The 20,498-nt window shown below is 64.8% G+C and carries 20 protein-coding genes; 9 read left to right on the top strand and 11 right to left on the bottom strand.

Going from position 1 to position 20,498, the window contains the following annotated elements; genetic code table 11:
- Positions 1-385 precede the first annotated feature (385 nt).
- Positions 386-1,480 (top strand): calcium/proton exchanger, encoded by a 1,095-nt coding sequence (gene cax, locus WKW80_RS23980; protein ID WP_340366078.1) that lies wholly within the window; start codon positions 386-388, stop codon positions 1,478-1,480.
- Here cax and WKW80_RS23985 read toward each other — a convergent pair.
- Positions 1,455-1,652 (bottom strand): hypothetical protein, encoded by a 198-nt coding sequence (locus tag WKW80_RS23985; protein WP_340366079.1) that lies wholly within the window; start codon positions 1,650-1,652, stop codon positions 1,455-1,457. The two genes, cax and WKW80_RS23985, sit on opposite strands and share 26 nt — an antisense overlap.
- Positions 1,653-1,673: 21 nt before the next feature.
- Here WKW80_RS23985 and WKW80_RS23990 point away from each other — a divergent pair, with 21 nt between their 5' ends.
- Positions 1,674-2,804 carry a BamA/TamA family outer membrane protein gene (locus tag WKW80_RS23990; protein WP_340366080.1) on the top strand — a complete coding sequence of 377 codons (1,131 nt, stop codon included), beginning with the start codon at positions 1,674-1,676 and terminating at the stop codon, positions 2,802-2,804.
- Positions 2,805-3,373: 569 nt separating this feature from the next.
- Here WKW80_RS23990 and WKW80_RS23995 read toward each other — a convergent pair.
- From WKW80_RS23995 to WKW80_RS24005, 3 genes are all read right to left on the bottom strand, one after another.
- Entirely contained in the window at positions 3,374-3,979 is a 606-nt protein-coding gene (locus tag WKW80_RS23995) for a hypothetical protein (protein ID WP_340366081.1), read from the bottom strand.
- A 330-nt stretch (positions 3,980-4,309) separates the two neighbouring features.
- Positions 4,310-5,056, bottom strand: a complete 747-nt coding sequence (locus WKW80_RS24000) for a hypothetical protein (RefSeq protein WP_340366082.1) — start codon at positions 5,054-5,056, stop codon at positions 4,310-4,312.
- A gap of 1,182 nt (positions 5,057-6,238) precedes the next feature.
- A complete protein-coding gene (locus WKW80_RS24005) occupies positions 6,239-6,613 on the bottom strand; it encodes a hypothetical protein (protein WP_340366083.1) in 375 nt (124 codons plus the stop codon).
- A 595-nt stretch (positions 6,614-7,208) separates the two neighbouring features.
- On the opposite strand from WKW80_RS24005, the gene WKW80_RS24010 reads away from it, so the two are divergent.
- The 4 genes from WKW80_RS24010 to WKW80_RS24025 all read left to right on the top strand — a co-directional run bounded on the left by WKW80_RS24010 (position 7,209) and on the right by WKW80_RS24025 (position 10,276).
- Complete coding sequence (locus WKW80_RS24010) at positions 7,209-8,012, top strand: DUF6502 family protein (RefSeq protein ID WP_340366084.1); 804 nt, start codon at positions 7,209-7,211, stop codon at positions 8,010-8,012.
- The gene (locus tag WKW80_RS24015) at positions 8,009-9,433 is read left to right on the top strand and encodes a DUF5666 domain-containing protein (protein ID WP_340366085.1); all 1,425 of its coding nucleotides are present in this window, start codon (positions 8,009-8,011) and stop codon (positions 9,431-9,433) included. Before WKW80_RS24010 ends, WKW80_RS24015 begins: the two co-directional genes overlap by 4 nt.
- Positions 9,434-9,563: 130 nt before the next feature.
- Positions 9,564-9,821 carry a hypothetical protein gene (locus WKW80_RS24020; RefSeq protein WP_340366086.1) on the top strand — a complete coding sequence of 86 codons (258 nt, stop codon included), beginning with the start codon at positions 9,564-9,566 and terminating at the stop codon, positions 9,819-9,821.
- Between the two features lie 173 nt (positions 9,822-9,994).
- Positions 9,995-10,276 (top strand): HU family DNA-binding protein, encoded by a 282-nt coding sequence (locus WKW80_RS24025; RefSeq protein ID WP_340366087.1) that lies wholly within the window; start codon positions 9,995-9,997, stop codon positions 10,274-10,276.
- 254 nt (positions 10,277-10,530) lie between these two features.
- On the opposite strand, the gene WKW80_RS24030 is transcribed toward WKW80_RS24025, so the two are convergent.
- Positions 10,531-11,400, bottom strand: a complete 870-nt coding sequence (locus tag WKW80_RS24030) for an amino acid ABC transporter substrate-binding protein (RefSeq protein ID WP_340366088.1) — start codon at positions 11,398-11,400, stop codon at positions 10,531-10,533.
- Positions 11,401-11,746: 346 nt separating this feature from the next.
- On the opposite strand from WKW80_RS24030, the gene WKW80_RS24035 reads away from it, so the two are divergent.
- Positions 11,747-12,874 (top strand): LirA/MavJ family T4SS effector, encoded by a 1,128-nt coding sequence (locus WKW80_RS24035; protein ID WP_340366089.1) that lies wholly within the window; start codon positions 11,747-11,749, stop codon positions 12,872-12,874.
- A 213-nt stretch (positions 12,875-13,087) separates the two neighbouring features.
- Here the strand turns inward: WKW80_RS24035 and WKW80_RS24040 are convergent, their stop codons facing one another.
- The 4 genes from WKW80_RS24040 to WKW80_RS24055 all read right to left on the bottom strand — a co-directional run bounded on the left by WKW80_RS24040 (position 13,088) and on the right by WKW80_RS24055 (position 15,160).
- On the bottom strand, positions 13,088-13,612 hold the full coding sequence (locus tag WKW80_RS24040) for an SLATT domain-containing protein (RefSeq protein WP_340366090.1): 525 nt from the start codon (positions 13,610-13,612) through the stop codon (positions 13,088-13,090).
- Positions 13,613-13,716: 104 nt separating this feature from the next.
- Positions 13,717-14,109 carry a hypothetical protein gene (locus tag WKW80_RS24045; protein ID WP_340366091.1) on the bottom strand — a complete coding sequence of 131 codons (393 nt, stop codon included), beginning with the start codon at positions 14,107-14,109 and terminating at the stop codon, positions 13,717-13,719.
- A gap of 87 nt (positions 14,110-14,196) precedes the next feature.
- Positions 14,197-14,829 (bottom strand): hypothetical protein, encoded by a 633-nt coding sequence (locus WKW80_RS24050; RefSeq protein ID WP_340366092.1) that lies wholly within the window; start codon positions 14,827-14,829, stop codon positions 14,197-14,199.
- On the bottom strand, positions 14,822-15,160 hold the full coding sequence (locus WKW80_RS24055) for a hypothetical protein (protein ID WP_340366093.1): 339 nt from the start codon (positions 15,158-15,160) through the stop codon (positions 14,822-14,824). Before WKW80_RS24055 ends, WKW80_RS24050 begins: the two co-directional genes overlap by 8 nt.
- Before the next feature lie 252 nt (positions 15,161-15,412).
- Between WKW80_RS24055 and WKW80_RS24060 the strand changes: the two genes are divergently transcribed.
- A complete protein-coding gene (locus tag WKW80_RS24060) occupies positions 15,413-17,116 on the top strand; it encodes a SpoIIE family protein phosphatase (RefSeq protein ID WP_340366094.1) in 1,704 nt (567 codons plus the stop codon).
- Between the two features lie 118 nt (positions 17,117-17,234).
- Positions 17,235-19,715 (top strand): response regulator, encoded by a 2,481-nt coding sequence (locus WKW80_RS24065; RefSeq protein WP_340366095.1) that lies wholly within the window; start codon positions 17,235-17,237, stop codon positions 19,713-19,715.
- Here WKW80_RS24065 and WKW80_RS37385 read toward each other — a convergent pair.
- The gene (locus WKW80_RS37385) at positions 19,705-19,917 is read right to left on the bottom strand and encodes a hypothetical protein (RefSeq protein ID WP_422822952.1); all 213 of its coding nucleotides are present in this window, start codon (positions 19,915-19,917) and stop codon (positions 19,705-19,707) included. The genes WKW80_RS24065 and WKW80_RS37385 overlap by 11 nt on opposite strands.
- On the bottom strand, positions 19,914-20,138 hold the full coding sequence (locus tag WKW80_RS37390; protein ID WP_422822953.1) for a hypothetical protein: 225 nt from the start codon (positions 20,136-20,138) through the stop codon (positions 19,914-19,916). Before WKW80_RS37390 ends, WKW80_RS37385 begins: the two co-directional genes overlap by 4 nt.
- Positions 20,139-20,498 lie beyond the last annotated feature (360 nt).

Consider the following 20,498-nt stretch of genomic DNA (forward strand, 5'->3'; position numbering starts at 1 on the left):
CTTGCCGGTCCCATGTTCCCACGGAGCGCAGCACCGTGAGAGGCGGCAACCCATCGGATCATCGATGAGCGATTCGACCGGTGTCAAGCGGCGAGGAGGGGTGTCAGGCAGTGGCGAGGGGCCGCGATGGCTTCCTTGTTCACCTTCTTCAGGTCGCTCCATTTCGTCCAGCGAATCCAAGTTCCCACACGATGCGGCGCGCAAATCCTACTTTGGTTGGATTCCCAGTCCATGGGGCCCCGGCGCAAGCTCAGGCCTCCGAACACGCCGGATCGCATCTGGCCCACAGCGCCACCCGGAGGATCGACTCATGGACATCGACGCGTCGTCATGGCGACCTTTCGAACCAAGACGACGACGGCGAGCCACTTGCTGATTCGCGCCCATGAACCCACTTCTCCGTGAAATCCGCCAAAGCCCGCTGCTCTGGCTCCTGGTATTCGTGCCGGCGGTATTCATCACCGCGAGGATCAAACATGAAGCGCATACGCTGCTCTTTGTGTTGTCCGTGCTTGCCATCGTGCCGCTGGCCGCGCTGCTGAGTCACGCCACCGAATCCGTCGCGGCCAAGACAGGTGATGCCGCGGGCGGGCTGCTCAACGCCACGCTGGGGAATCTCACTGAACTGGTGATCGCGTTCACTGCCTTGAGTGCCGGACAAATAATGCTGGTCAAGGCATCCATCGCGGGCGCCATCGTCACCAACACTTTGTTCATGCTGGGTACGTCGTTCCTGCTCGGCGGACTCAAGCACCACGTCCAGGAATTCAATCGAGTCAGTGCCCGCCTGCAGTCCGGCCTCCTCTTCCTGGCCACGATTGCACTGCTGGTTCCATCGGCAACGAGCACGGCCGACCCGGCGTCTGCGCCGTTCACCCAGACGCTGAGCGCAGGCCTGGCGGTGCTGCTCATCGTGGCCTACGGACTCGGCATGCTGTTCTCGCTGAAGACGCACCCGGCGCTGTTCGCCGGCGCGGGACATGGCGACGACGGTGAGCCGCCCTGGCCCATCGGTCTGGCCGTGGCGTCGCTGGCAGGCGTGACTGTGCTCGTCGCGCTGGTCAGCGAAATCTTTGTCGAGTCGGTGCAGAAGGCGGCCGAGTCCTTCGGGATGACGCCCGCGTTCGTGGGCTTCATCGTGGTGTCGCTGGTGGGTGGCGCGGCGGAAATGGGATCTGCTGTTTCCGGCGCGCGCAAGAACAGGCTCGACCTGAGCGTGGGCATCGCCCTGGGCAGTGCGTCGCAGATCGCGCTCTTCGTGGCGCCGGCACTGGTACTGATGAGCTATTTCATCGGGCCGATGCCGATGAACCTTCAATTCTGGCCAGGCGCCGTCGTCATGATGATGATTGCCACCCTGACCGCGGTATTCGTCACCAACAGTGGGCGCTCGGCATGGTTCGTCGGAGTCTTGCTGCTGATGGTCTATATGGTCTTCGCCATGACGCTCTACCTCATGCCACCCGGAGCGTCGAAATGATGCCTCGCTTGGCGCGGGTCGAGAACGGCGCGAGTTCGGCATCGCAACCGAAGCCACCACCGAGCGCCGTCAACACGTTCACACGCTGCGCGCGCCGGTCGGCCTGCACTCGCAGGAGTGCCGATCGCAGGCCATTCACCAACTCGCTCGGTTGATTCGTGTGCGCTTCCATTGGCTCGTGTTGTCCTCCGCGTTGCTCGCCACCAAGGCGTTTGCGATCGATGCCTCGTCCGAAACCACGGTTGAGCCCAAACCTTCCTCGCTGCTGCGTTCGGACGAAGATGGCTGGCTGGACGTCAGCAAATTCGTCGACCAGGCCTACGGCTTCGTGCCTGTTGCGATTCCGATCACCGAACCGGCCGTGGGCCTGGGCGCGGTCGGTGCCCTGGCATTCATCGACAAGCAGAAAGGCAAGGACGACGCGGCGGCGGGGTTTGGCCGGCCCAATGTCTCGGTGGTCGCTGCGCTCGGCACCGACAACGGAACCAAGGGTGCGTTTGCCGGCGACATGCGTCACTGGCTCGATGATCGTGTCAGAACCCTGGTTGGCGTCGTGCGCGCTTCCGTGAATCTGAATTTCTACGGGATCGGTCATGACGCTGCGCTACAGGACAGTCCCCAGTCCTACAACCTCGCCACGACTGCCTTGGTGGCACAAGGGCGCTATCGCCTCGGCAACTCGCAAACCTGGGTGGGGCTTGGCTACGCACTGGCCTCGACATCCGTCAAGTTCAATACGGCGGACGAAGCGCGGGTCCCGACGGGCTTCCGCGGCGAGTCCAGGGTCGGCGGTCTGCTGCCGATCGTGAATTTCGATTCGCGCGACAACATGTTCACGCCAACGCAAGGAACATATCTGGAGTTGTCCGCCGGGCTCTTCAGCAAGGCGCTGGGAAGCGACAGAAATTTCCAGCGGGTCAACCTGACCGCGATGCAATACCAGCCGCTTTCCCGCGATCTGACGCTTGGCGTCATGGGGAGCTCGGTCCTCAGTTTCGGCGATGTTCCTTTTTACCTTCGCCCATTCATCAGCTTGCGCGGGGTGCCCGCCATGCGCTACCAGGGCGACTACACCGCCCAGATCGAGACGGAACTGCGCTGGCAGTTCTGGGAACGGTTCAGTCTCGTCGGATTTGCAGGCGCCGGTGCGACCCGGAATCAGGATTCGCGAAATCGCGCATCCCAGAACGTGACCACCGGTGGTTTCGGCATTCGCTACGAAATCGCCCGGAAATACGGATTGCACATGGGCCTCGACGTTGCGTACGGTCCCACTGGCCCCGTCTACTACGTTCAATTCGGAAGCGCCTGGATGCGACCGTAGGAATGATGCAGGCTTTGCGTCCGGATCTCTCAAGCGATGGTCTGGGATGGTTTCGCCATCCGCGGGAATGGCCATTCCCGCAGTTCCGTCACACGATGATCGGCAGCGTCGCGAAGGGGCATGGCCTCGGAAACCGACCTTCGTCGAGAACTGGAAGCGATAGTCGTCCGCCGAGCGACCCAGCTTGTACTCGAGGCGGCCCCCGATGAACTCGCCGCCCATCGTGACGTTCGATGTCAGCGAGTAAAGCAGGTTGACCGGTGAATAGCTGCCTGATCCAGCGTGGCCTTCAGTTGTTCATTGGATTGCGCTTGCGGGACTGCGGACACCGCAAAGGGCGAGCGCGACTGCAACGAGCGCTGCATGTCGATTCATCCTCGTCTTGTGTCTCCGCGTCTTTTTCTTGACCGCACGCTGCTTCTCGCGGCCTGAACCGCCCGAAACGAGCCCCAGCCTACCCGCTCCATTGCTGGCTTCTACTGACGGGGATTGTTGTGGGGCAAGGGCACCAGCGTCCGCCTGTCGCCGTTGCAACAGAACCGCCGTGCGATCGCGATGCGGCAATTTTCTTATTCGATGGAGGCGAGGAGTCGGACTTCGAAATCGTTGAGCATCGCCTCGATTTTTAAGTCTTCCGGTGAAGCTGACTCGATGCCACCCCCGTCATGGATGCCCTTGACGAGGTAGTACTCAGTCTCGCAGCCGATGACCCCGCGCTTGAGAATCCGGAGGTATTTTTTCGAGAACCGCCGCCGCACCTCGCTCAAGGTGAAAGTGCCGGCGGCCGCGAGCCAGTCATCGGCCTGGGCCACCTGTTCCGGTGACCAGTTTGATGTCATCTCGATGGTCTCGTTGATCATCGATTGCAGGGCTTTCGCGTTGGTGGCGGTGATCTTTTCGATTCCCGCGGGAATGGCCAAGGGCTGAAACTCAGGATCGTCGGCCTTGCAGTTTTCAGGAGTGAACCAATCCGTCCAGCACACGAAGAAGGTCTTCAATCTTTCGCAATCGTCGATCGAAAGCTTGAGGGCGTGCATGGCAGGCAACATAGCCAGCGCTATGCGTCGTGTAGCAGGGTCGACGCGCTCATGCACCAGATGCTGGATCTCGTTGAAGGCATTGACAACTATCAGGTCTGGTAGGTCCGGCGCCCTCGGGTCGGCGACTGGCGACATTCTTCAAGGGGCTTGGACGATCACACGCAGAGCGTGTGCTCACGCTCGCGGCATACGGTCGTGGCTTGGGCTTGGTTGCAGGCCTGCAAAGCGCGGACGCATGCCTGCGCCAATGACCGATGACCGCGAGCCACCGATTTGCGCGATGACGGGCGTGGCCTGGTTGCCAGCATTGGCGCACAACGCGACCCTGTCACCTGCCCTGCTGTCGAGTAGTTGACTCCCTTGCGAGGGGCCGCGGATGCCGATCAAAGGGAGCAGTGGGTCTGCCTTGGTGTCGATGGGCAACGATCTGAGCATCGGGCATGTAGTTGCCCATGGGGAGGACGCTCATTGATCAGCGAGTGCGATTGGGCCGCCAAGCCAAACGGGAAAGCTGGCGCAGTCGCAGTTCGAAGTGGATGCGCCAGCGATGTGTTCACTGCGTTCATCGACCACCGCCGCCACCGCCGGGGCCTCCACCGCCACCGCCGCCGGCACCACCGCCACCCCCGGGGCCACCGCCGCCGGGGCCGCCGCCCCCACCGGGGCCTCCGCCTCCGGCGCCACCACCCCCGCCAGGGCCACCACCGGGACCGCCTCCGCCAGGTCCACCGCCACCGCCTCCCCCACCGGGGCCGCCACCCCCACCAGGGCCTCCGCCTCCGGCACCACCCCCGCCGCCAGCGCCACCACCGGGACCGCCGCCGCCTCCCCCGCCGCCAGGGCCACCGCCACCCCCGGGGCCTGCCCCACCGGCGCCGCCACCCCCACCAGGGCCTCCGCCTCCGGCACCACCCCCGCCGCCAGCGCCAGCGCCAGCGCCACCGCCGCCCCCGGCGCCAGCACCGGCACCACCCCCGCCGGGGCCACCAGCACCAGCACCAGGACCAGCACCCGCACCCGCACCCGCACCCGCACCGGCACCGGCACCGGCACCGGCACCAGCACCAGCACCAGCACCAGCACCAGCACCGGCACCGGCACCTCCGCTGCCCCCGGAGCTGCCACTGCCAGGAGCGCCTGCACTTGCCCCTGGACCACTGCCCCCGGTTCCAGCAGAAGCGGCGGCGCCAGAGGCACCACCACCGCCCGCATCCGGGCCTGCGCTACCGACTGCGGCGGCGCTCACCGATGCTTTTGAGAGCAACACTGGGGCGGTTGTTTGCCCTGCAATCGAGCCGGCGTTCGCTGCTCCCACCGGCGAATTTGACATTTGGCTTGCGGGCAAAGGCGTGTCCACGCAAATCGCATCGGCAAAGGGGTTCTGCCGATTGCAGTGATTGAAGTTTGCCGGGGCAACCGGCGCAAAGCGTTGTGACTGCGCTGCGGCGCGCAATGGCGGCTGCGCAGTGCTCGCCTGAATGCTGCGCATCTCCGGGCGACTCGCTTCGAACGGGCCCCGGGTCTGCAAGGGAGGCTCAATCGCGGGTGCGGCTTGGCGCTGAACCTCTGCCATGCCGTCCGAGCGGCTTGCGATGCCGTTCCTGACCTGAGGCCGGGTATCGCCATCCCGGCGAAGTGCCGGTTGCAATCCGCGAGCCTTCGCATGCACGGAACTTGTGGGCTCCGGCACGCTTGCTTCCTCCGCGGCGACCGGCGCCCGCTCCGACGCCGGCGCCGGCGCCGGCTTCGGGTCAGGCTCAGGCTGAGCCTTCGGGTCCGGCTCAGGCCGCAACTCGGCAGGCGGGTGACGTTCCCCCGGGTCAACCACGGGCGCAGGCGCCTCGAACTGTGCCTTCGCCGGCAAAGAAGCGATTGTCGACGTCACCTCGGCCGCGGCGGGCTCTTGCAACGGGACCGGTACCGATACCGATGCCGGCTTCTCCAACACAGCCAACGCAGGGCCGTGGTTGGCGGTGTGAAGCCAATACCAGGAAACGAATGCGCCGGGGGTCACCAGGAGCAGGATCAGCAGCAGTGCGACGGACACATCGGTGCGGGCGGGCAGCTGTAGCCAGGCTTTGCGCAGAGGCATAGGCATAGGCATGCGCATGCGCAAGGGCACGGGCACGGGCACGGGCACAGACGATGCATCGACTGGCAGGCGCGCCGATCTCGCCACGGCCTGCGTGACGATCGAATTTGCGTCCCAGCGGAGCACGTCGGGTACCTGTGGCAATGGAGCCAAGATAGGCCCTCTGGGCACGGTCTCCAACGTGGGCAGGGTAGGCACAAAGGCATTCGCGGCGAAGCGAACGCCTGAGAATCGACCCGCACAGCCGCGGCAGAATCGCGCTCTATCCCGGTTGGGCGTATGGCAGCCCTCGCAGTACTTGGTCATCTCGAAGTGTCCTTGGCGGCCATTCCATTCACCAGCGCGAGGTGAGTCCTTGTCGCAACCAGTAACGAATGGAAGAAGAACGAGAACGAGGCAACGAGGGGTGCCCAAGTCTGCCTGTCCCGGACTCGTTGCCTCCGACGCGGTAGCGCGCTGCCGGCGGTGTCCTCACGACCCCGATGCCTGGACGCATAGAACGCCGGCAGCTTGTGCGCACAGCATTTGCAGACAAAGGCGTGCTGGTGGTTGATGGTGTTGCACACATCGCACGTCTCGGCCGAAGCCCCCCCGACCTGCAGTCGCGCGAGGTCCAGCAAGCTTCCGAACGCGACCGGACCGACGGTGCCTTCGGCGAGCGATTCGGCCGCGGTCATGGCGACTCCTTTGGGTTCGGGTTCTGAATCGACGCAGGTCTCAACGCCGGCGCGAGTCAAGCGCCAGATGTGTCCGATTGAGCCCACGGGCCAGACGCTGCTCCGCAATGGCCGTCTGTGCAAACAACATGAGATCGGTTTCCGAGGGGCCCTGTCCACCGGCTTCAAGGGAATCTCGGAATGCGCGGACAATGCGCGCCTGGAGTTCCTGCCTTTCGCACGCCGCATCAGCCCAAGCCACGAGCGCCTCGGGTCCGCGGCTGCAAATTGCGCCGCCCGTCGGCCTCGCGTCGATGCTGGGGTCCTTCGCCTTGCGCCAAGGGCCGTCTGACCGGCGCCAGTCTGGATTCGTCATGGCATTGCCCTCGATCTCAATGTGAAAAAATCACATTTGATATATTGGCCTGCTGATTGTTGTCGGACAGAGGCTGTTCTTGCTGTCCCTCTTGTAACTGTCGGTAACTCGGTTGTCTGAATGGTCCCTGGATCAACGAATGCCGAACGTGATGAACACGGCCGGCATCATTCGCCTCGCGACGGGCTCGCACAGAGCAGACAGGGCCGGCTGGTCTGGGTCCTGGGTGCATGCGAACGTGTGCTACGTCCGCTGGTGAGACTCGCGCTGGCCTTCGGTGTGAAGCACTCGCACCTGGACGAATTGCTGCGCGACATCCTCGTTGACGAAGCGCGCCGTGCATGGCTCGAGAAGGGGACCGAACCCAACATCAGCCAGATCTCCGTGACGACCGGTTTGAATCGCAAGGTCGTCACCACCAAGGTTCGCCGTTCAGACGGCTTGCCGCAGACCGAGGCGTCAGCCGAAGCCAAGACGCTGACGCTATGGCTGCAGATGGTCGCCGAGGACCCGAAGCATCGTTCCCTGCCGATCATGGGGGAGGGGCGCGCGCCGACCTTCGAAGCGATTGCGCGGCGCGCGAGTCGCGGCAACGTTCACCACCGTGCCATCCTCGATGAACTGGTACGCCTGAAGATGGCGACCGAACACGACGGCCACACTGAACTCGCCGCGGCCGGCTTCGTGCCGGCGGGCGACCTCAGAGGAATGCTGGCGTTCCTGGGCGACAACACGCGCGATCACCTGCTCGCAGGCGTGTCGAACACCATGGGCGCAGCACCGGCACTGCTCGAACGTTCGGTGTTCGCCTCCGGCCTGTCGCTCGAGGACTGCGAGCGTATTCACCAGTTCGCGCGCGAGCGTTGGGATGGGCTTCACCATGCGTTGGCGCAGGAGATGAGGCAAGCCTACGAAGCGGCCGACGAGAAGGCCTCGGCCCGCATCCGGATCGGGATCTACACCTACTACGCGGACGCGGCCATCGAACGCGCTGAAGCGCCTGTAGCCGCGCCGTCGAAACCATCTGGACGAAAAGCAAAATGAACTCCTTGCTCCGCTATGGCCTGCTGTCGGTGCTGTCGGTATTGATGGCCTTGTTGCTCTCCTGCGGCGGTGGCGGTGGCGGTGGCGGCGGGGTCGCAGCATTCGGCATTGCCGGCAATGCCAACCGTGCGAGCCCTGCGAGCGCTGCTGGAAGCCCGGCGGTCGGCACAGATACATCTTCGACCGGCACGACGGGCACCGGCAGTCAGGGTCTCGGAGGCATTGCATCGAACCCGGACGGCAGCACGTCAACAGCAGCGGGCGGTGACGAGGGATCAGGCATTGGCTCCGGTGGCACCGGCATCAGCACCGCTGCGGGCGGTGACGACGGTTCGGGCGTTGGCTCCGGCGGCACCGGGATCAGCACCGCGGACGCGACGGGCGTCGGCGCCGTGGATGGCGCCGGCAGCATCATCGTGAATGGATTGCGCTATGCAACGGATTTCACCGTCGCGAACATCCAGGATGCTGCGGGGCTACAGCTCGGCATGAGTGTCAAGGTCACCGGTCCGGTCGACGCGGATTTCACGAGTGGTATCGCGCGCCGGCTCGACTCCGCAGCGGACGTTCGTGGCCCGCTGACTTCGGTTGACCTGAAGCAAGGCAGCTTCGTCGTCCTCGGCACCACGGTGACGACGGACGATGCCACCGTCTGGGCGGACGCGCCCGGCCTTGCAGCGCTTGTGCCGGGCCAGACGCTGCAGCTCTGGGGATTGCCGGGGGCACCCGGAGTGATTCGGGCGACGCGGGTGGAACAGCGCGACCCCTCCACGCTGATCCTCACCGGCACGGTCCAGGAACTGGACCCTTCGTCACACACCTTCACGCTCGGCGGTCTGGTCATCGACTACGGCACCGCAATCCTGGGCGGCAGCCTCGACGGCCGGCCGTTGGCAGAGGGAACCCTTGTTCGCGTCCGCGCGAACGCGTCCGGCAGCAGTGGCCTTGTCGCCACCCTGGTGCAATGGTGGTATCCGGTGCCAACGGCAGACGGCACGACGGCCCAGATCGCCGGTCTCGTCACGGGCTACGTGAGCCCGGGTTCGTTCCGGATGCTCGGGGTCCCTGTCGATGCGTCTTCGGCCACGGTCACGGGTGGCCCGGTTGGTTCGATCGGCAACGGCGTGAAGCTGGAAGTTGGCGGCGTGATGTCCAACGGCATCCTGCGGGCCACAAAGCTCAAGATTCGCAACGTGCCTGGCACCGGCGGACCGGCTTCGTTCAACTTGATCGGTACCGTCGGGGCTTTCAAGTCGCCAGCCGACTTCAGTGTCCGCGGGCAGCCTGTGAACGCCAGTGGGCCTTCGGTCAAGTTTCCCAACGGCACCGCTTCCGATCTCGGCAATGGCGTCAAGGTCAATGTGCACGGCGCCAAGGTCGTCAATGGCGTGTTGATGGCGTCGGAAGTCGAATTCGAGTGATGGCCCGCGCAGGCGCCGCGGGAAATGCCACCGCACCGCATCACCACCCGCCCCTGTCGGCGTCGCGGCCCCTGCGCGGCGCAAGTGAAACGCTCGCGTCTGGACGGGCCATCAAGATCAGGAGACCCACGTGAACGAAGTGGAAGAAGGCAAGGAGCACTGGCCAAACCTGCCCGACAAATGGGGCTGTTCGATCGAGCTGAATACGAATGCGGATGGCCAGTATGGCGTCACGATCGAGTTGAGACATGACGGCGTCCTGAAATGTCGGATGGCTGTGACTCAGATCGGACGCGATAAATCGGAAGCATTTCTTCGAGCCAAGGAGCGCGCAGAGCGCTGGACGTGGGACTGGGTGGGCCGACATCCGGACGATCCCGTGCGCTGACAATGGACGTCAGGCAATTCCGTGGATATGGCGGCGCCATGGGTGCGTAGCGTTCGCACCGGCAATTCGGGATCGACCGATGGCCGTCCAGTGTGACTGCCACGGCGGCATCGAACCATTGACAATCTCAGATGGAGCTATCCTGCTCGCATGTTTTCAGAAGGAACCTCAACTTGAACAAATCCGAACTTGTCGCCGCGATCGCGACCGACACCGACCTCAGCAAGGCCGATGCGGCGCGCGCACTCGATTCAGTACTCGAAAACTTGACGCGGACCCTGGCCCGTGGAGAGTCTGTCCAGCTGAGCGGCTTTGGCAATCTTTCCGTGGCGAGCCGTGCCGAGCGCGTGGGCCGCAACCCGTCAACGGGCGAGCAACTCACGATCAAGGCGAGCAAGGCGGTGAAATTCACAGCAGGCAAGGCATTGAAGGATGCCGTCAACGCGCCAGCGTAGCCCCTGCAAGCTCGCCTGATTCCAGGCTTTCAGCCGCCTCGCGAGAGAGCTGAAACGATGATGTCGCCGCAGCCGCTGCTCACGACTTCCGGGTTGCAGCTCGTCGCCTCGGAGCCAGGACTGGCTGGCGCGGTGTGCGACCTCCATGGGCGCAACCGTGAACATCTTGCGCATTGGGATCCGCCGCAGGACAGGGCTTATTCCCGGTTGAAGCGCGTTGCGCAAAGTTGCAATGAGACGGTGGATGCGTTCGCTCACTCCGGCAGCGCATTCAGCACATACACAGCTTCCATCAACTGCGATGGCACGGTGCCAGGCGGAAAGCTCTGGCGGAACACCTTGACGATCTCGCCGCTGCGGTAGGTCTCGGCGAGGGCGCGGTTGACCGCAAGCCGCAGGTTCGGGTCTCGACGCATCATCAGGGAATAGGACTCCATCGAGAGGTAGTCATCACTGAGCAGCAGCGTCGCACCGGCCGGACCGCCCGTCACCTCACCCACGAGGATCAGCCGGTCGGTGACATAGGCGTCGGCCCGGCCGTCACGTACCGCGGCGATTCCGTCGGTGTGTGTCTGCACCGTCACGAAGATCGGCACGATGCCGCGCGAGGACAGCCCCTTGAGCACCTGCTCGGTGGTGGTGCCAGGAATAACACCCACCCGCTTTCCGTTCAGGTCGACGGAGCGGCCAATCGGCGAGGACGCCAGCGAGACAAAGGAAGCGCCTTCGACCCAGATGGTGTTGCTGAAGTCGACCTGCTGCTCCCGACTCAGCGTGCGCGAGGTGCTGCCGCATTCCAGGTCGACGCTGCCGTCATTGACGGCCTGCATACGGGTGGCTGCGGTGACGGGGATCCATTGGACGTCCAGCTTGGCAAGCTTGAGTTGCGATTGCACAGAGCTGGCCACGCGCTTGCACAGCTCTACCGAATACCCTGCCGGTGCGCCGTCAACGCCCTTGAACGAGAACGGCTTCGCATCCTCGCGGTACCCCAGCCTGAGAGTCTGGCTCTGTCCGATGCGCGCGAGTGAATCGCGTGGTGCGCCACCAGGGACGTTGGCGCAAGCGCTCAGCAGGGTTGCCATCCAGAGCGGTGCCACCACCGCCAGAAAGCGTGAATGCATGCTTCGTCCTTTGGCATCACTGTGCCGGGCGCGATGAGGCACTGGGCCGATCCCCGCGCGGGCCTCATCGAAACAGTGCTGCGGAGCCGGCGCATTGTGCTGCCCGGGACCGACCTTGGCAATCGCGATGCTGGATCGGCGTCGTCAATTTGATGGAAGGCCGGCGCGGCCGCCGTGCGTCGCGCATGGCGTTGCCGACAGTCGGCGAGCAGCTGCTGGCGTCGATGGGGCTGGTCGTGGCACGCCATTCTGAAATCGACAGGACCTTGCGCTGGAGACAGCCATCTTGAGCAATGTCGGGGCAGCGCTTATGGTGGCGTTCCATCCAGAGTGCAAGGAGGCTGCAATGCCATTTCCCGTCAAGGCGAACATGGTCGAAGCGGAGTTCAAGGAGCAAGTCTTCGACCACTACTGGGGCAAGGATCTTCAGCAGCGGATCGTCGCGAGCAAGGACACGCCGGAACATCAGGGTCGGCAGGTTGGCTCGCTGGTCGACGACTTCTGCAAGATTGGTGCCTTCTTGACACGCAAGAGCGACGTTCTGACGGCACTGAAGCCGCTCGAGGCCATATTGCGCAGTGAGGCCAAGCTGGTCGTCAAGAACAGGCTCGAAGGCTTCAGTCCCGCGCAGCCCGCCACGTTCAAGGCGGACAAGCTGCTGTCGGGCGCGCTCGGTCGCTTCGAGATCGCCGCTGGCTTCAACAATCCCGAACTGTTCTACAAGGATTCCCAAGCCAAGTTGCACAGCGAGGCTCATGTCGCGGAGCGTGGCGCCAAGTCGGAGGTCGTCACCGACGCCACGAAATTGCCCAAGGTCGAGAAGGTCGGACTGACCAAGCCTGTGACTTTGCCCAAGGGCGTGGCGCGGGCAATGGGCAACGTTGCGGGCCGCGACTTCAACCGCATCCTGCTGCGCCATGGCTACCACTTCAAGGATGTCGGCGCGGGCATCGACCACGGCGAATACACCCACCGCCTGCACTGGTACGCCCTGGCGCAGGCGGGACTGACCCTGGCCAATCCCTTGCCTTTTCTGTATCGCAGCATGGGAAGCCTGTGGGCCGGCGGAGAGCATGACGTACCCACAGGCAAGGTCTACATCTGGGAGGCACTGTTCGACTGCTTCGCCAGCAAGGAGATTGCCAAGGCACAAAAGTCGGTGGCCTACGCGGAGTACGGGGTCTACAACTGCCCGGACTATCTCAATCTGGATCTGTGCAACGAGAAGGAATTGCAGACCATGGCCTACGTGGACGGAGACACCAGCAATCTGTGGTGTCTGCGTGTGCTGCTGCTCGCGCGGCGCATCAAGCGGCAGACCGAGGACAAGCAGATCAAGCGCACCGCCTTCGACAAGCTGTCCGCCAAGATCGAGAGCGGCAGGAAAGAATATGCCGAGGCCTACATCAGCCCCCCGGGCGACAAGGAGCGCGCCGGCTTGGGTGGGCTGCTGGTGTGGTATTTGACCGGCTGAGTTGCGCTTGACGGAGTTTCATGGAACGTCGACGGTCGACCACACCCGAATGCGTTCAGCCACGCCGCCATGGTCCATCGTCGGTCCCGCCGATACGCGTTTCACGCCGGCTGGGCTTTGCCCGGTGACGGGGCCATGTTGCGCAGGAGTGCCGGGCATGCGCGAGCGCGGCGAGAGTTACATGCGCGTCGAACCTTGCCAGTCCGCCCTGCGCTACTTGCCTTTCGAGCGAATCGCCAGCCACTGCGCGTCGTATTCCTTGAGCAACCGCTCGAAATCCGCGAAGCCCTGCTCCGCGATTTCCTGCCGATGCGTCTCGAAATTCGGATCCTTCTCGAGGAACCGCAACCGGGTCTGCAATTCCCTGAGGTTGCCCGCGAAAACGGTGTCCAGGACCCAGAGGTCGCGCGGCGAGTAGAAGGCACCGGCGACCGAGATGACCGTGATGAGCGCACTGAGGAACAGCACGACGTCGCTGGCACCCGTGCTGAGCGACCAGGCTGACTTGAAGCCCGTGATGACCGCGATGAGCGCAGACAACACCGCCGCCGCGATCTGATAGCCGAAGTTCACCCGTCTGTACCACTTGGCCGTCGAACCCCGCCGGTCCATCGATTCGTTGATGCATTGGTGCAGGTATTCGAGCTGGGTCACCGCGGCGCGCTTCACGTCGAGTCCCGATCCGGCGTCGAGCGCGGGCTCGCGTTGCTGCACGATGGGCATGGTGTCGGTTGCCATTGCTCATCCGACGCGGTGGGCGCCGGCAGGACGCCCGCGCAATACCAATTCCAAGATGATCCTGGGCCGCGGCGGGAACTCCACGTGACTGCGGCAATGTGCGCTCATGGGAGATCGTCCGTCGCCATCGCCCTTGCAAAGTCGGCAGGGTGCGCACCGGTCAGGAGACAGAACGCGTCACGGTCCCCGAGACTCGAAAACACGCATATGCTGCATTCCCCTTCCGCAACGCGCTTGCGCAACGCGCTGTCGAAGATGCGCGACGCATACCGGATGTAGCGTCCAGCCACCAATTGGCCACCGGCGCTGCGCACCATCGCTTCCTCGGCGCTGCGCCGGTGGCCACCCAGAACGATCGCCGCATGTTGATCCTCTTCCGACCAATCACGCGCAGGGCAGTCGGCCTGGATGAGCTGATCGGATGACACGAATTGCAGTACCAGCATGTTGGCATCATGGCGGATGAGCACGGGTTCATCTTGCAACATTGAAACCAAAAGTACTATGCGCTGATCTGCGGCGCGCCCCGGCTGGTTATCGAGGCATTTCCAACGGCGCGGCGGCAGCGGGTGTACGCCGGCTCCTTACAGGTGTCGCCACAGGAGGGGCACGTCGGCAAGGTCCGGGTGTGCCGCGAGGATGGCGGGATACAACGGCAGCTGCTCGGGGCCGTCCCAGAGCATCAGCTGGGTGATGCCGGCCACCGCGAGTCCGATGAACGTGCTGCAGTAGAGCTCCATGACATCGGGCCGGCGATTCGGGACCAACTTCGATCGAAGGACCTCTTTCAGGGAATATCTCCGCCCGACGAACGTTTCTGCGAAGTCGGCGACCCGCTGCGCCATTCGTTCGGTCACGACCGGCGATGGCAGACGACGCACGCGAATCGCACGCGTCTGGCAATGGTTCCAGATCGATCGGCGCACCACGCCGTGGCGGGGTATCGCCTCCACGATGTCGCCCCCGCCGAGGTAGAGCGCAGCATGCGACCAGCGGCTGCCGGCACGCATGAGACGGTTGAACGAGATCGTCTGGCCAATCTCCAGCCAGCGGCCGGTGCCCTCCTCGTCTCGCTCGACAAGCACGATGTCGCCGGGCAGCCAGTCATCGAAATTGGGCACATACTGGCCGGGCCAGTCCTTCGGACAGGCGCCCGCACGCTTCGAACCGAGCGCACGGGACGCCTGCTCGTGCGGAGGCAGGATCAGCTCAAGCAAGAACTCTCGCGTTCAAGACGCGAGGGACGAACCTTGTGACGGTGCACGCGACACGTTGCCCACGATGCAGAGCGGAAAATTCGACGCCCGGGGTGTCGGGCGTGATCGCAAGAACGCGGCCTTCGGGCGTGCGCACATGCACCTGGCGAAACTCCTTGAGAATCGCGACCACCTCGCCCTCCAGCAAGTCGGTGCCGGCGTCCGCGTGCGCCGAACTTGCTCCCGCGCCCCCACCGAACGCCAGGCCCGTATCCAGGCTCAGCTCGGGCTCCGGACGCCTGTAATGCTGCAGGCCCCCGATGAGCTTGGAGAATTGGTCGATGAACGACATGGGCGACTTATAGCACGGACTGGATCGTCACGACGCTGCATGGGTCTGCGCCCGCGCAGCCAGACAGGAGTGACACTGACCTCGGGGCGACGTCGCGCCGGATCGTGGCGTTGCACTCGATCTGGCGCGACCAGACGCGTTCGCGCATCCGCTTCGGGCAACGCCATTGCTCGCCGCAGTGGCTTGCCATAGCGCCCGCCGGCCCGGAGAATCCGTTCCCTGCACGGCACACAACAGCTCCTGGCGGATGTGATGAACCTCAACCCTGTCCCGCAGGTCGCGCTGGTGGTCGACGACGAGCCCGTGACCCGCCTGATGGTGAAGATGACGCTGGAAAGCCTCGGCTGCACGCCGGTCCTGGAGGCGGCCGACGGCGTCGCGGCACAGGCGGTCCTGCGCGCGCATCCCGAGGTCGCCCTGGTGCTGACGGACATCATGATGCCGCGGATGGACGGTCTGGAACTGCTGCGCTGGGGACGCCAGGCCTTTCCGGACATCATGTGGATAGTCCTGTCAGGGCTGGAGACCCTCGACTCGGCGTTGGCCGCGATCCGGCTCGGGGCGTTCGACTTCCTGCCCAAGTCGCCACGCAGCGAGGAGATGGAAGTCGCGGTGCGCAATGCGCTCGAACGTCGGCAATTGCTGGCGGAACGCGAGCGGCTGCATCGCGAGTTGCAACGCAAGGTCCGCGAACTCGAGGAAACCTCCCAACTGCTGCGCCGCGACCTCGAGCGGGCAGAGGTGATCCAGCGCGCCTTGCTGCCACGAAGTCCGCCCCCCATGGAGGGTTATTGCATCCACACGGTCTATCGCCCCGGGCAGCATGTGGGCGGCGACCTCTACGACGTGGTCAGGTTGGGCGAGCAGCACCTCGCCTTCTACCTGGCCGACGCCACCGGGCACGGCGTGACGTCGGCGATGCTTTCGGTGCTGTTCAAGCAGCGGCTGGTCCTGGTCGACCCGGCAACGGGCTTGGCCCTGCCGCCTGCGCAGGTATTGGCGGCGGTGAACCGCTCGATCTGCGAGACGCATGCTGCGCCGGGGCTGTTCCTGACGGCCGTATTCGGCCTGCTGGACACGTCGGACGCGAGCCTGACGCTGGCTTCGGCAGGCCACCCGCCCGTACTGCATGCGCGCGATGGACAGGAAACGCGCCTCATTCGCCGCACCGGGCCCGCCCTTGGGCTGGCGCCGGACGCGCACTTCCGGCAGGAGCGTCTTGAACTCCTGGCGGGCGACCGGATATTGCTCTATACCGATGGGCTGCTGCCCTCGGGGTCGGAGCGCGAACTGGAGCTGCTGCAGCAGGTGCTTGCCAGGCCGCTTTCCAGCGCGCAGGAAATGATGGCGCACCTTCACGGCGAAGCCCCGGCGGGCGCAGACCGGGATGACGTGACCATCCTGCTCATCGACGCGCACGCCGGCGCGTCCTGGTTCGACAATGGCGCAGAGGATCCGGTGGTTGAGACCTCCATTGCGCCGCAGCCCGAGAAAGAGGTCGTGTTCTACGGCGAATCAGGCAGCGCCGCCTACCTTGCGCTGCGCGGCCGGGCCAACTGGATGCAATGCAACGTCTTCCATGAAACGGCCAAGGCCGTGCTGGACGCCGGACGTCCCATGGTGCTGGATCTCGCCGCCTGCGAGTACATGGACAGCACCTGGCTCGGCACGGTGCATGAATTGGTCGCCCGGGGCGGCTTGGTGCTCGCAGGGGTGACGCCGGCCGTGCGCGCCCTGTTCGAGGAACTGAGCATGCAGCAGGTGCTGGCCGCGATTCGCGACGACATTCCCGCCGCCCCCGAGCTCTACGCGCTTGGCGCCGTCGGCGACGAGGCCGGGGCGCAGATGCGGATCCTGCGGGCGCACGAGGCCCTTTCGACACTGAGCGAACGCAACCGCGAGGAGTTCAAGGACGTGGTCGAGTCCCTGCGCGGCGAGCAGGACGGGTCGACATGAGTGCCGCGCCGTCCCGAGCAAGCTCGCACCGCGATGCGAAGCACGGAGGTTTCCTGATGAGCGCCGCCCGGCCGCCCGAAGGCGCTCGCACCGCAGTGCGAAGCATGGAGGTTTCCTGATGAGCACTGCCATTCGCGTGTTGCATCTCGAGGACGCCGCAGCCGATGCGCAGCGCATCCAGGGAACGCTGCAGGAAGAGGAGCTTGCCTGCGACATCGCATGGGTGCAGACCAGGGAGGACTTCCTCTCCGCCCTGGAGCGGCAAGCCTTCGATCTGGTGCTGTGCGCCTATGAAGTGGGCGGCCTGGAGATCGTGCGGCAGGTTCGGCAGCAGCAGCCGGAGTTGCTCCTGATCGTGATTTCCAGCGGGTTGACCGAGGAAGAGGCGGTGGATTGCATGAAGGCCGGCGCCACCGACTACGTCCTCAAGTACCGGTTGCGGAGGCTGGGTTTCTCGGTGCGGCGCGCGCTCGCCGAACAACAGCAGCGGGCGGCGTTGCGCCGGGCGGAAGAAGGCCTGCGTGCCCTGAACGCCGACCTGGAGGCGCGCGTGCACTTGCGCACGGCCGAGCTGGAAACCGCCAACGCGTTCCTGAACTCGGTGATCCATCACATCCCCTATCAAGTCATGGTCAAGAACGCCATCGACCTGAAGCTCGTCCGCGTCAACCGCGCCCTCGAGGAATTGACGGGGCTCAGAGAGCAGGAGTTGCTGGGCAAGACGGTTCACGACTACGTCAGTTCCAAGGAGGAGGCCGACTTCTTCACGGCCAAGGACAAGGAGGCGCTGGCACTGGGCCGGGAAGTGGACATCCCCGAGGAGACACTGCATGCACGCGATGGCAGCGTGCGTGTCCTGCACGCGAAGAAGATTCCGATCCTCGACGAGGCTGGGCAGCCGCGCTTTCTGCTGACCATCGCGGAGGACGTGACGGAACGCAAGAAGAAGGAACATGAAATCGAGCAGCTGAATGCGGCCCTGGCGCTGCGCAGTTCCGAGGTGGAGGCTGCCAACCGTGCCAAGAGCACGTTTCTGGCGACGATGAGCCACGAGATCAGGACGCCCATGAACGGCATCCTGGGCATGCTGGAACTGCTGAGCCTGACCGAGCTGGACACCGAGCAGCGCGAGACGCTAGGGCTCGTGCGGGAATCCAGCCGGTCGCTGCTGCGCATCATTGACGACATCCTCGATTTTTCGAAGATCGAGGCCGGCAAGCTGGAGGTTCGTCCCGAAGTCGTCTCCATCAAGCGTCTGATCGAGGAGGTGCAAAGCATCTACCTGGGCAATGCCAGCAGCAAGGGCCTGATCGTGCGGCGGATGGTCGACCCGCGCATCAGTCCTGCGCTGCGCGTCGATCCGGTGCGCTTGCGCCAGATCCTCAACAACTTCGTGAGCAACGCGATCAAGTTCACCTCCGAGGGCTGGATCGACATCAACGTGCAATGGCTGGGGCGCTCCCAGGGGCAGGAAAGCCTGCGCTTCGAAGTGAAGGACACCGGCATTGGCATCTCGCCCGGGGACCAGCAGCGCCTGTTCCAGCCCTTCACCCAGGCAGAAGGTGAGGAGGCGCGGCGACGGCCGGCAGGTACCGGGCTGGGGCTGGTCATCTCCCGGCAGTTGGCGCAGATCATGGGTGGCTCGATCAAGCTGGAGAGCGAGCCGGGCAAGGGCTCGACCATTACCCTGGAACTGTCGCTGCCCGTCGCCGAGACGCTGCCGGGCAGCGGCGCCGACAGCGCGAGCGCGCTGCCCACCGCCACGGCCACGCGCCGCGTGGCGCCCGGCACCGCGCAGGCCGAGACCGAGGGAACCCTGGTGCTGCTCGTGGATGACCACCCAGTCAACCGCATGCTGATCCTGCGCCAGGTGCGAACGCTCGGCTATGCCGCCCAGACCGCCGACGACGGCGTCCAGGCCCTGGAGATGTGGAAGTCGGGTCGCTTCGCACTGGTCATCACCGATTGCCACATGCCCCACATGGACGGCTACGAACTGGCGCGCAGCATCCGCAGGCTGGAGTCCGACGCGGGACGCGAGCGCGTGCCGATCATCGCCTGCACCGCCAACGCGCTGCAGGGGGAGGCGGAGGTCTGCTTCGCCGCCGGCATGGACGACTTCCTCGTCAAGCCCGTGGAACTGGCGCAGCTGACCGAAAAGCTCGACCGCTGGCTGCCGCTTCCCCAGGCCCCGTCGCCGCCCGCCGCTCGCGACGGCGCAGGGGCGCAGCCCGGTCCCATCGCCGGCCCGATCGACATGACGCTCCTCACGGCGAAATGCGGGGGCGACGCGTCGGTCGTGGGCGAGGTCCTTGCGGCGTTCCGGCGAACGTGCGAGGACGACTCGGCCGGACTCCGGCAGGCGGTGAGCGCCGACGATGTCTCGCTGGTCACCCAGTTCGCCCACCGCATGGCAGGCGCCAGCAAGATGGTCGGTGCGCTCGCGTTTGCAGCCGCCTGCGAGAACATCGACCGTGCCAGCCGTATCGGCGACTGGAAAGCGGTTCTTGCCGGCATGTCGGTGTTCGAGCCGGAACAGAAGCGCCTGGTCGCCTATTTCGAGGGGCGCAGGGAAACGGCCTTGAAGATCACCCCGTGAAAGGTGGCACCGCGAAGAACAGGCCCACTGCCAGTGCGAATGCGCACACGGGATCCGAGCCAGGCAGGTCCAAGGGAACGCCAGCGATCGAAATATCGAGCGTTCCGACGACCGGGACCACGCGGGCGTGGCATGCGCGATTCGTTGCCGCACGCTCGTCCATCGGCTCACGATCAGCCAGGGCGAAGCCCAGCATGGTCAAGGTGCCGGCGACCCAGCGGACATTGGCCCATGCGAGCGCATAGGGTGCAATGACTGCCGGCAGAAGCAACAAGGAATGATCGGGGTCGCGAAGAAATTCGCCGCGACGGGGTGCGCAAATTCGGCGCGCACTGCAGTGGGTGATTTGAGGCTCTTGATCGCATTGGCCACAACCAGTGCGACGAAGACGACGGCCGCCGCACAGCCAAGAACCTCGCCCACCCAACCCGCGCCGGCCGAACTCGATCGCGGCGAGCCGCCACGCCAGCGCCAGACCGCACAAGCCCACGACTGAGCCGAACAGACTGACCGGCAAACAGGCCAGTCCTGCCATGTTGCCAGCGGTGGTCGTGTCAGTGCTCCACCACGCTATCGCGTGACCCGCGACGCATGAAACCGGCGCCATCAAATGCCAGCGATACCGCGGGACCGACTTCGCCGGGCCGCTGGTATCGCCCCCTTGAGGGCGAGGTGCCGCAGGCGCTTCGGGGGTGTTTCATCCTGGTTGGTTCATTCATGGGCACGTCGTGTCCGCACAGCGAGAGCGATGTTTAGACCGAGCACCCATGCGCATGCTATGTG

It is taken from the genome of Variovorax humicola, from assembly GCF_037889915.1.
In the GTDB taxonomy this organism is placed as follows: domain Bacteria; phylum Pseudomonadota; class Gammaproteobacteria; order Burkholderiales; family Burkholderiaceae_C; genus Variovorax; species Variovorax humicola.

Coding starts and splice junctions, on each gene's coding strand:
- cax (WP_340366078.1), top strand. CDS start 386: ATGAACCCACTTCTCCGTGAAATCCGCCAAAGCCCGCTGCTCTGGCTC.
- WKW80_RS23985 (WP_340366079.1), bottom strand. CDS start 1,652: ATGGAAGCGCACACGAATCAACCGAGCGAGTTGGTGAATGGCCTGCGA.
- WKW80_RS23995 (WP_340366081.1), bottom strand. CDS start 3,979: ATGTCGCCAGTCGCCGACCCGAGGGCGCCGGACCTACCAGACCTGATA.
- WKW80_RS24000 (WP_340366082.1), bottom strand. CDS start 5,056: ATGCGGGCGGTGGTGGTGCCTCTGGCGCCGCCGCTTCTGCTGGAACCG.
- WKW80_RS24005 (WP_340366083.1), bottom strand. CDS start 6,613: ATGACCGCGGCCGAATCGCTCGCCGAAGGCACCGTCGGTCCGGTCGCG.
- WKW80_RS24015 (WP_340366085.1), top strand. CDS start 8,009: ATGAACTCCTTGCTCCGCTATGGCCTGCTGTCGGTGCTGTCGGTATTG.
- WKW80_RS24030 (WP_340366088.1), bottom strand. CDS start 11,400: ATGCATTCACGCTTTCTGGCGGTGGTGGCACCGCTCTGGATGGCAACC.
- WKW80_RS24035 (WP_340366089.1), top strand. CDS start 11,747: ATGCCATTTCCCGTCAAGGCGAACATGGTCGAAGCGGAGTTCAAGGAG.
- WKW80_RS24040 (WP_340366090.1), bottom strand. CDS start 13,612: ATGGCAACCGACACCATGCCCATCGTGCAGCAACGCGAGCCCGCGCTC.
- WKW80_RS24055 (WP_340366093.1), bottom strand. CDS start 15,160: ATGTCGTTCATCGACCAATTCTCCAAGCTCATCGGGGGCCTGCAGCAT.
- WKW80_RS24060 (WP_340366094.1), top strand. CDS start 15,413: ATGAACCTCAACCCTGTCCCGCAGGTCGCGCTGGTGGTCGACGACGAG.
- WKW80_RS24065 (WP_340366095.1), top strand. CDS start 17,235: ATGAGCACTGCCATTCGCGTGTTGCATCTCGAGGACGCCGCAGCCGAT.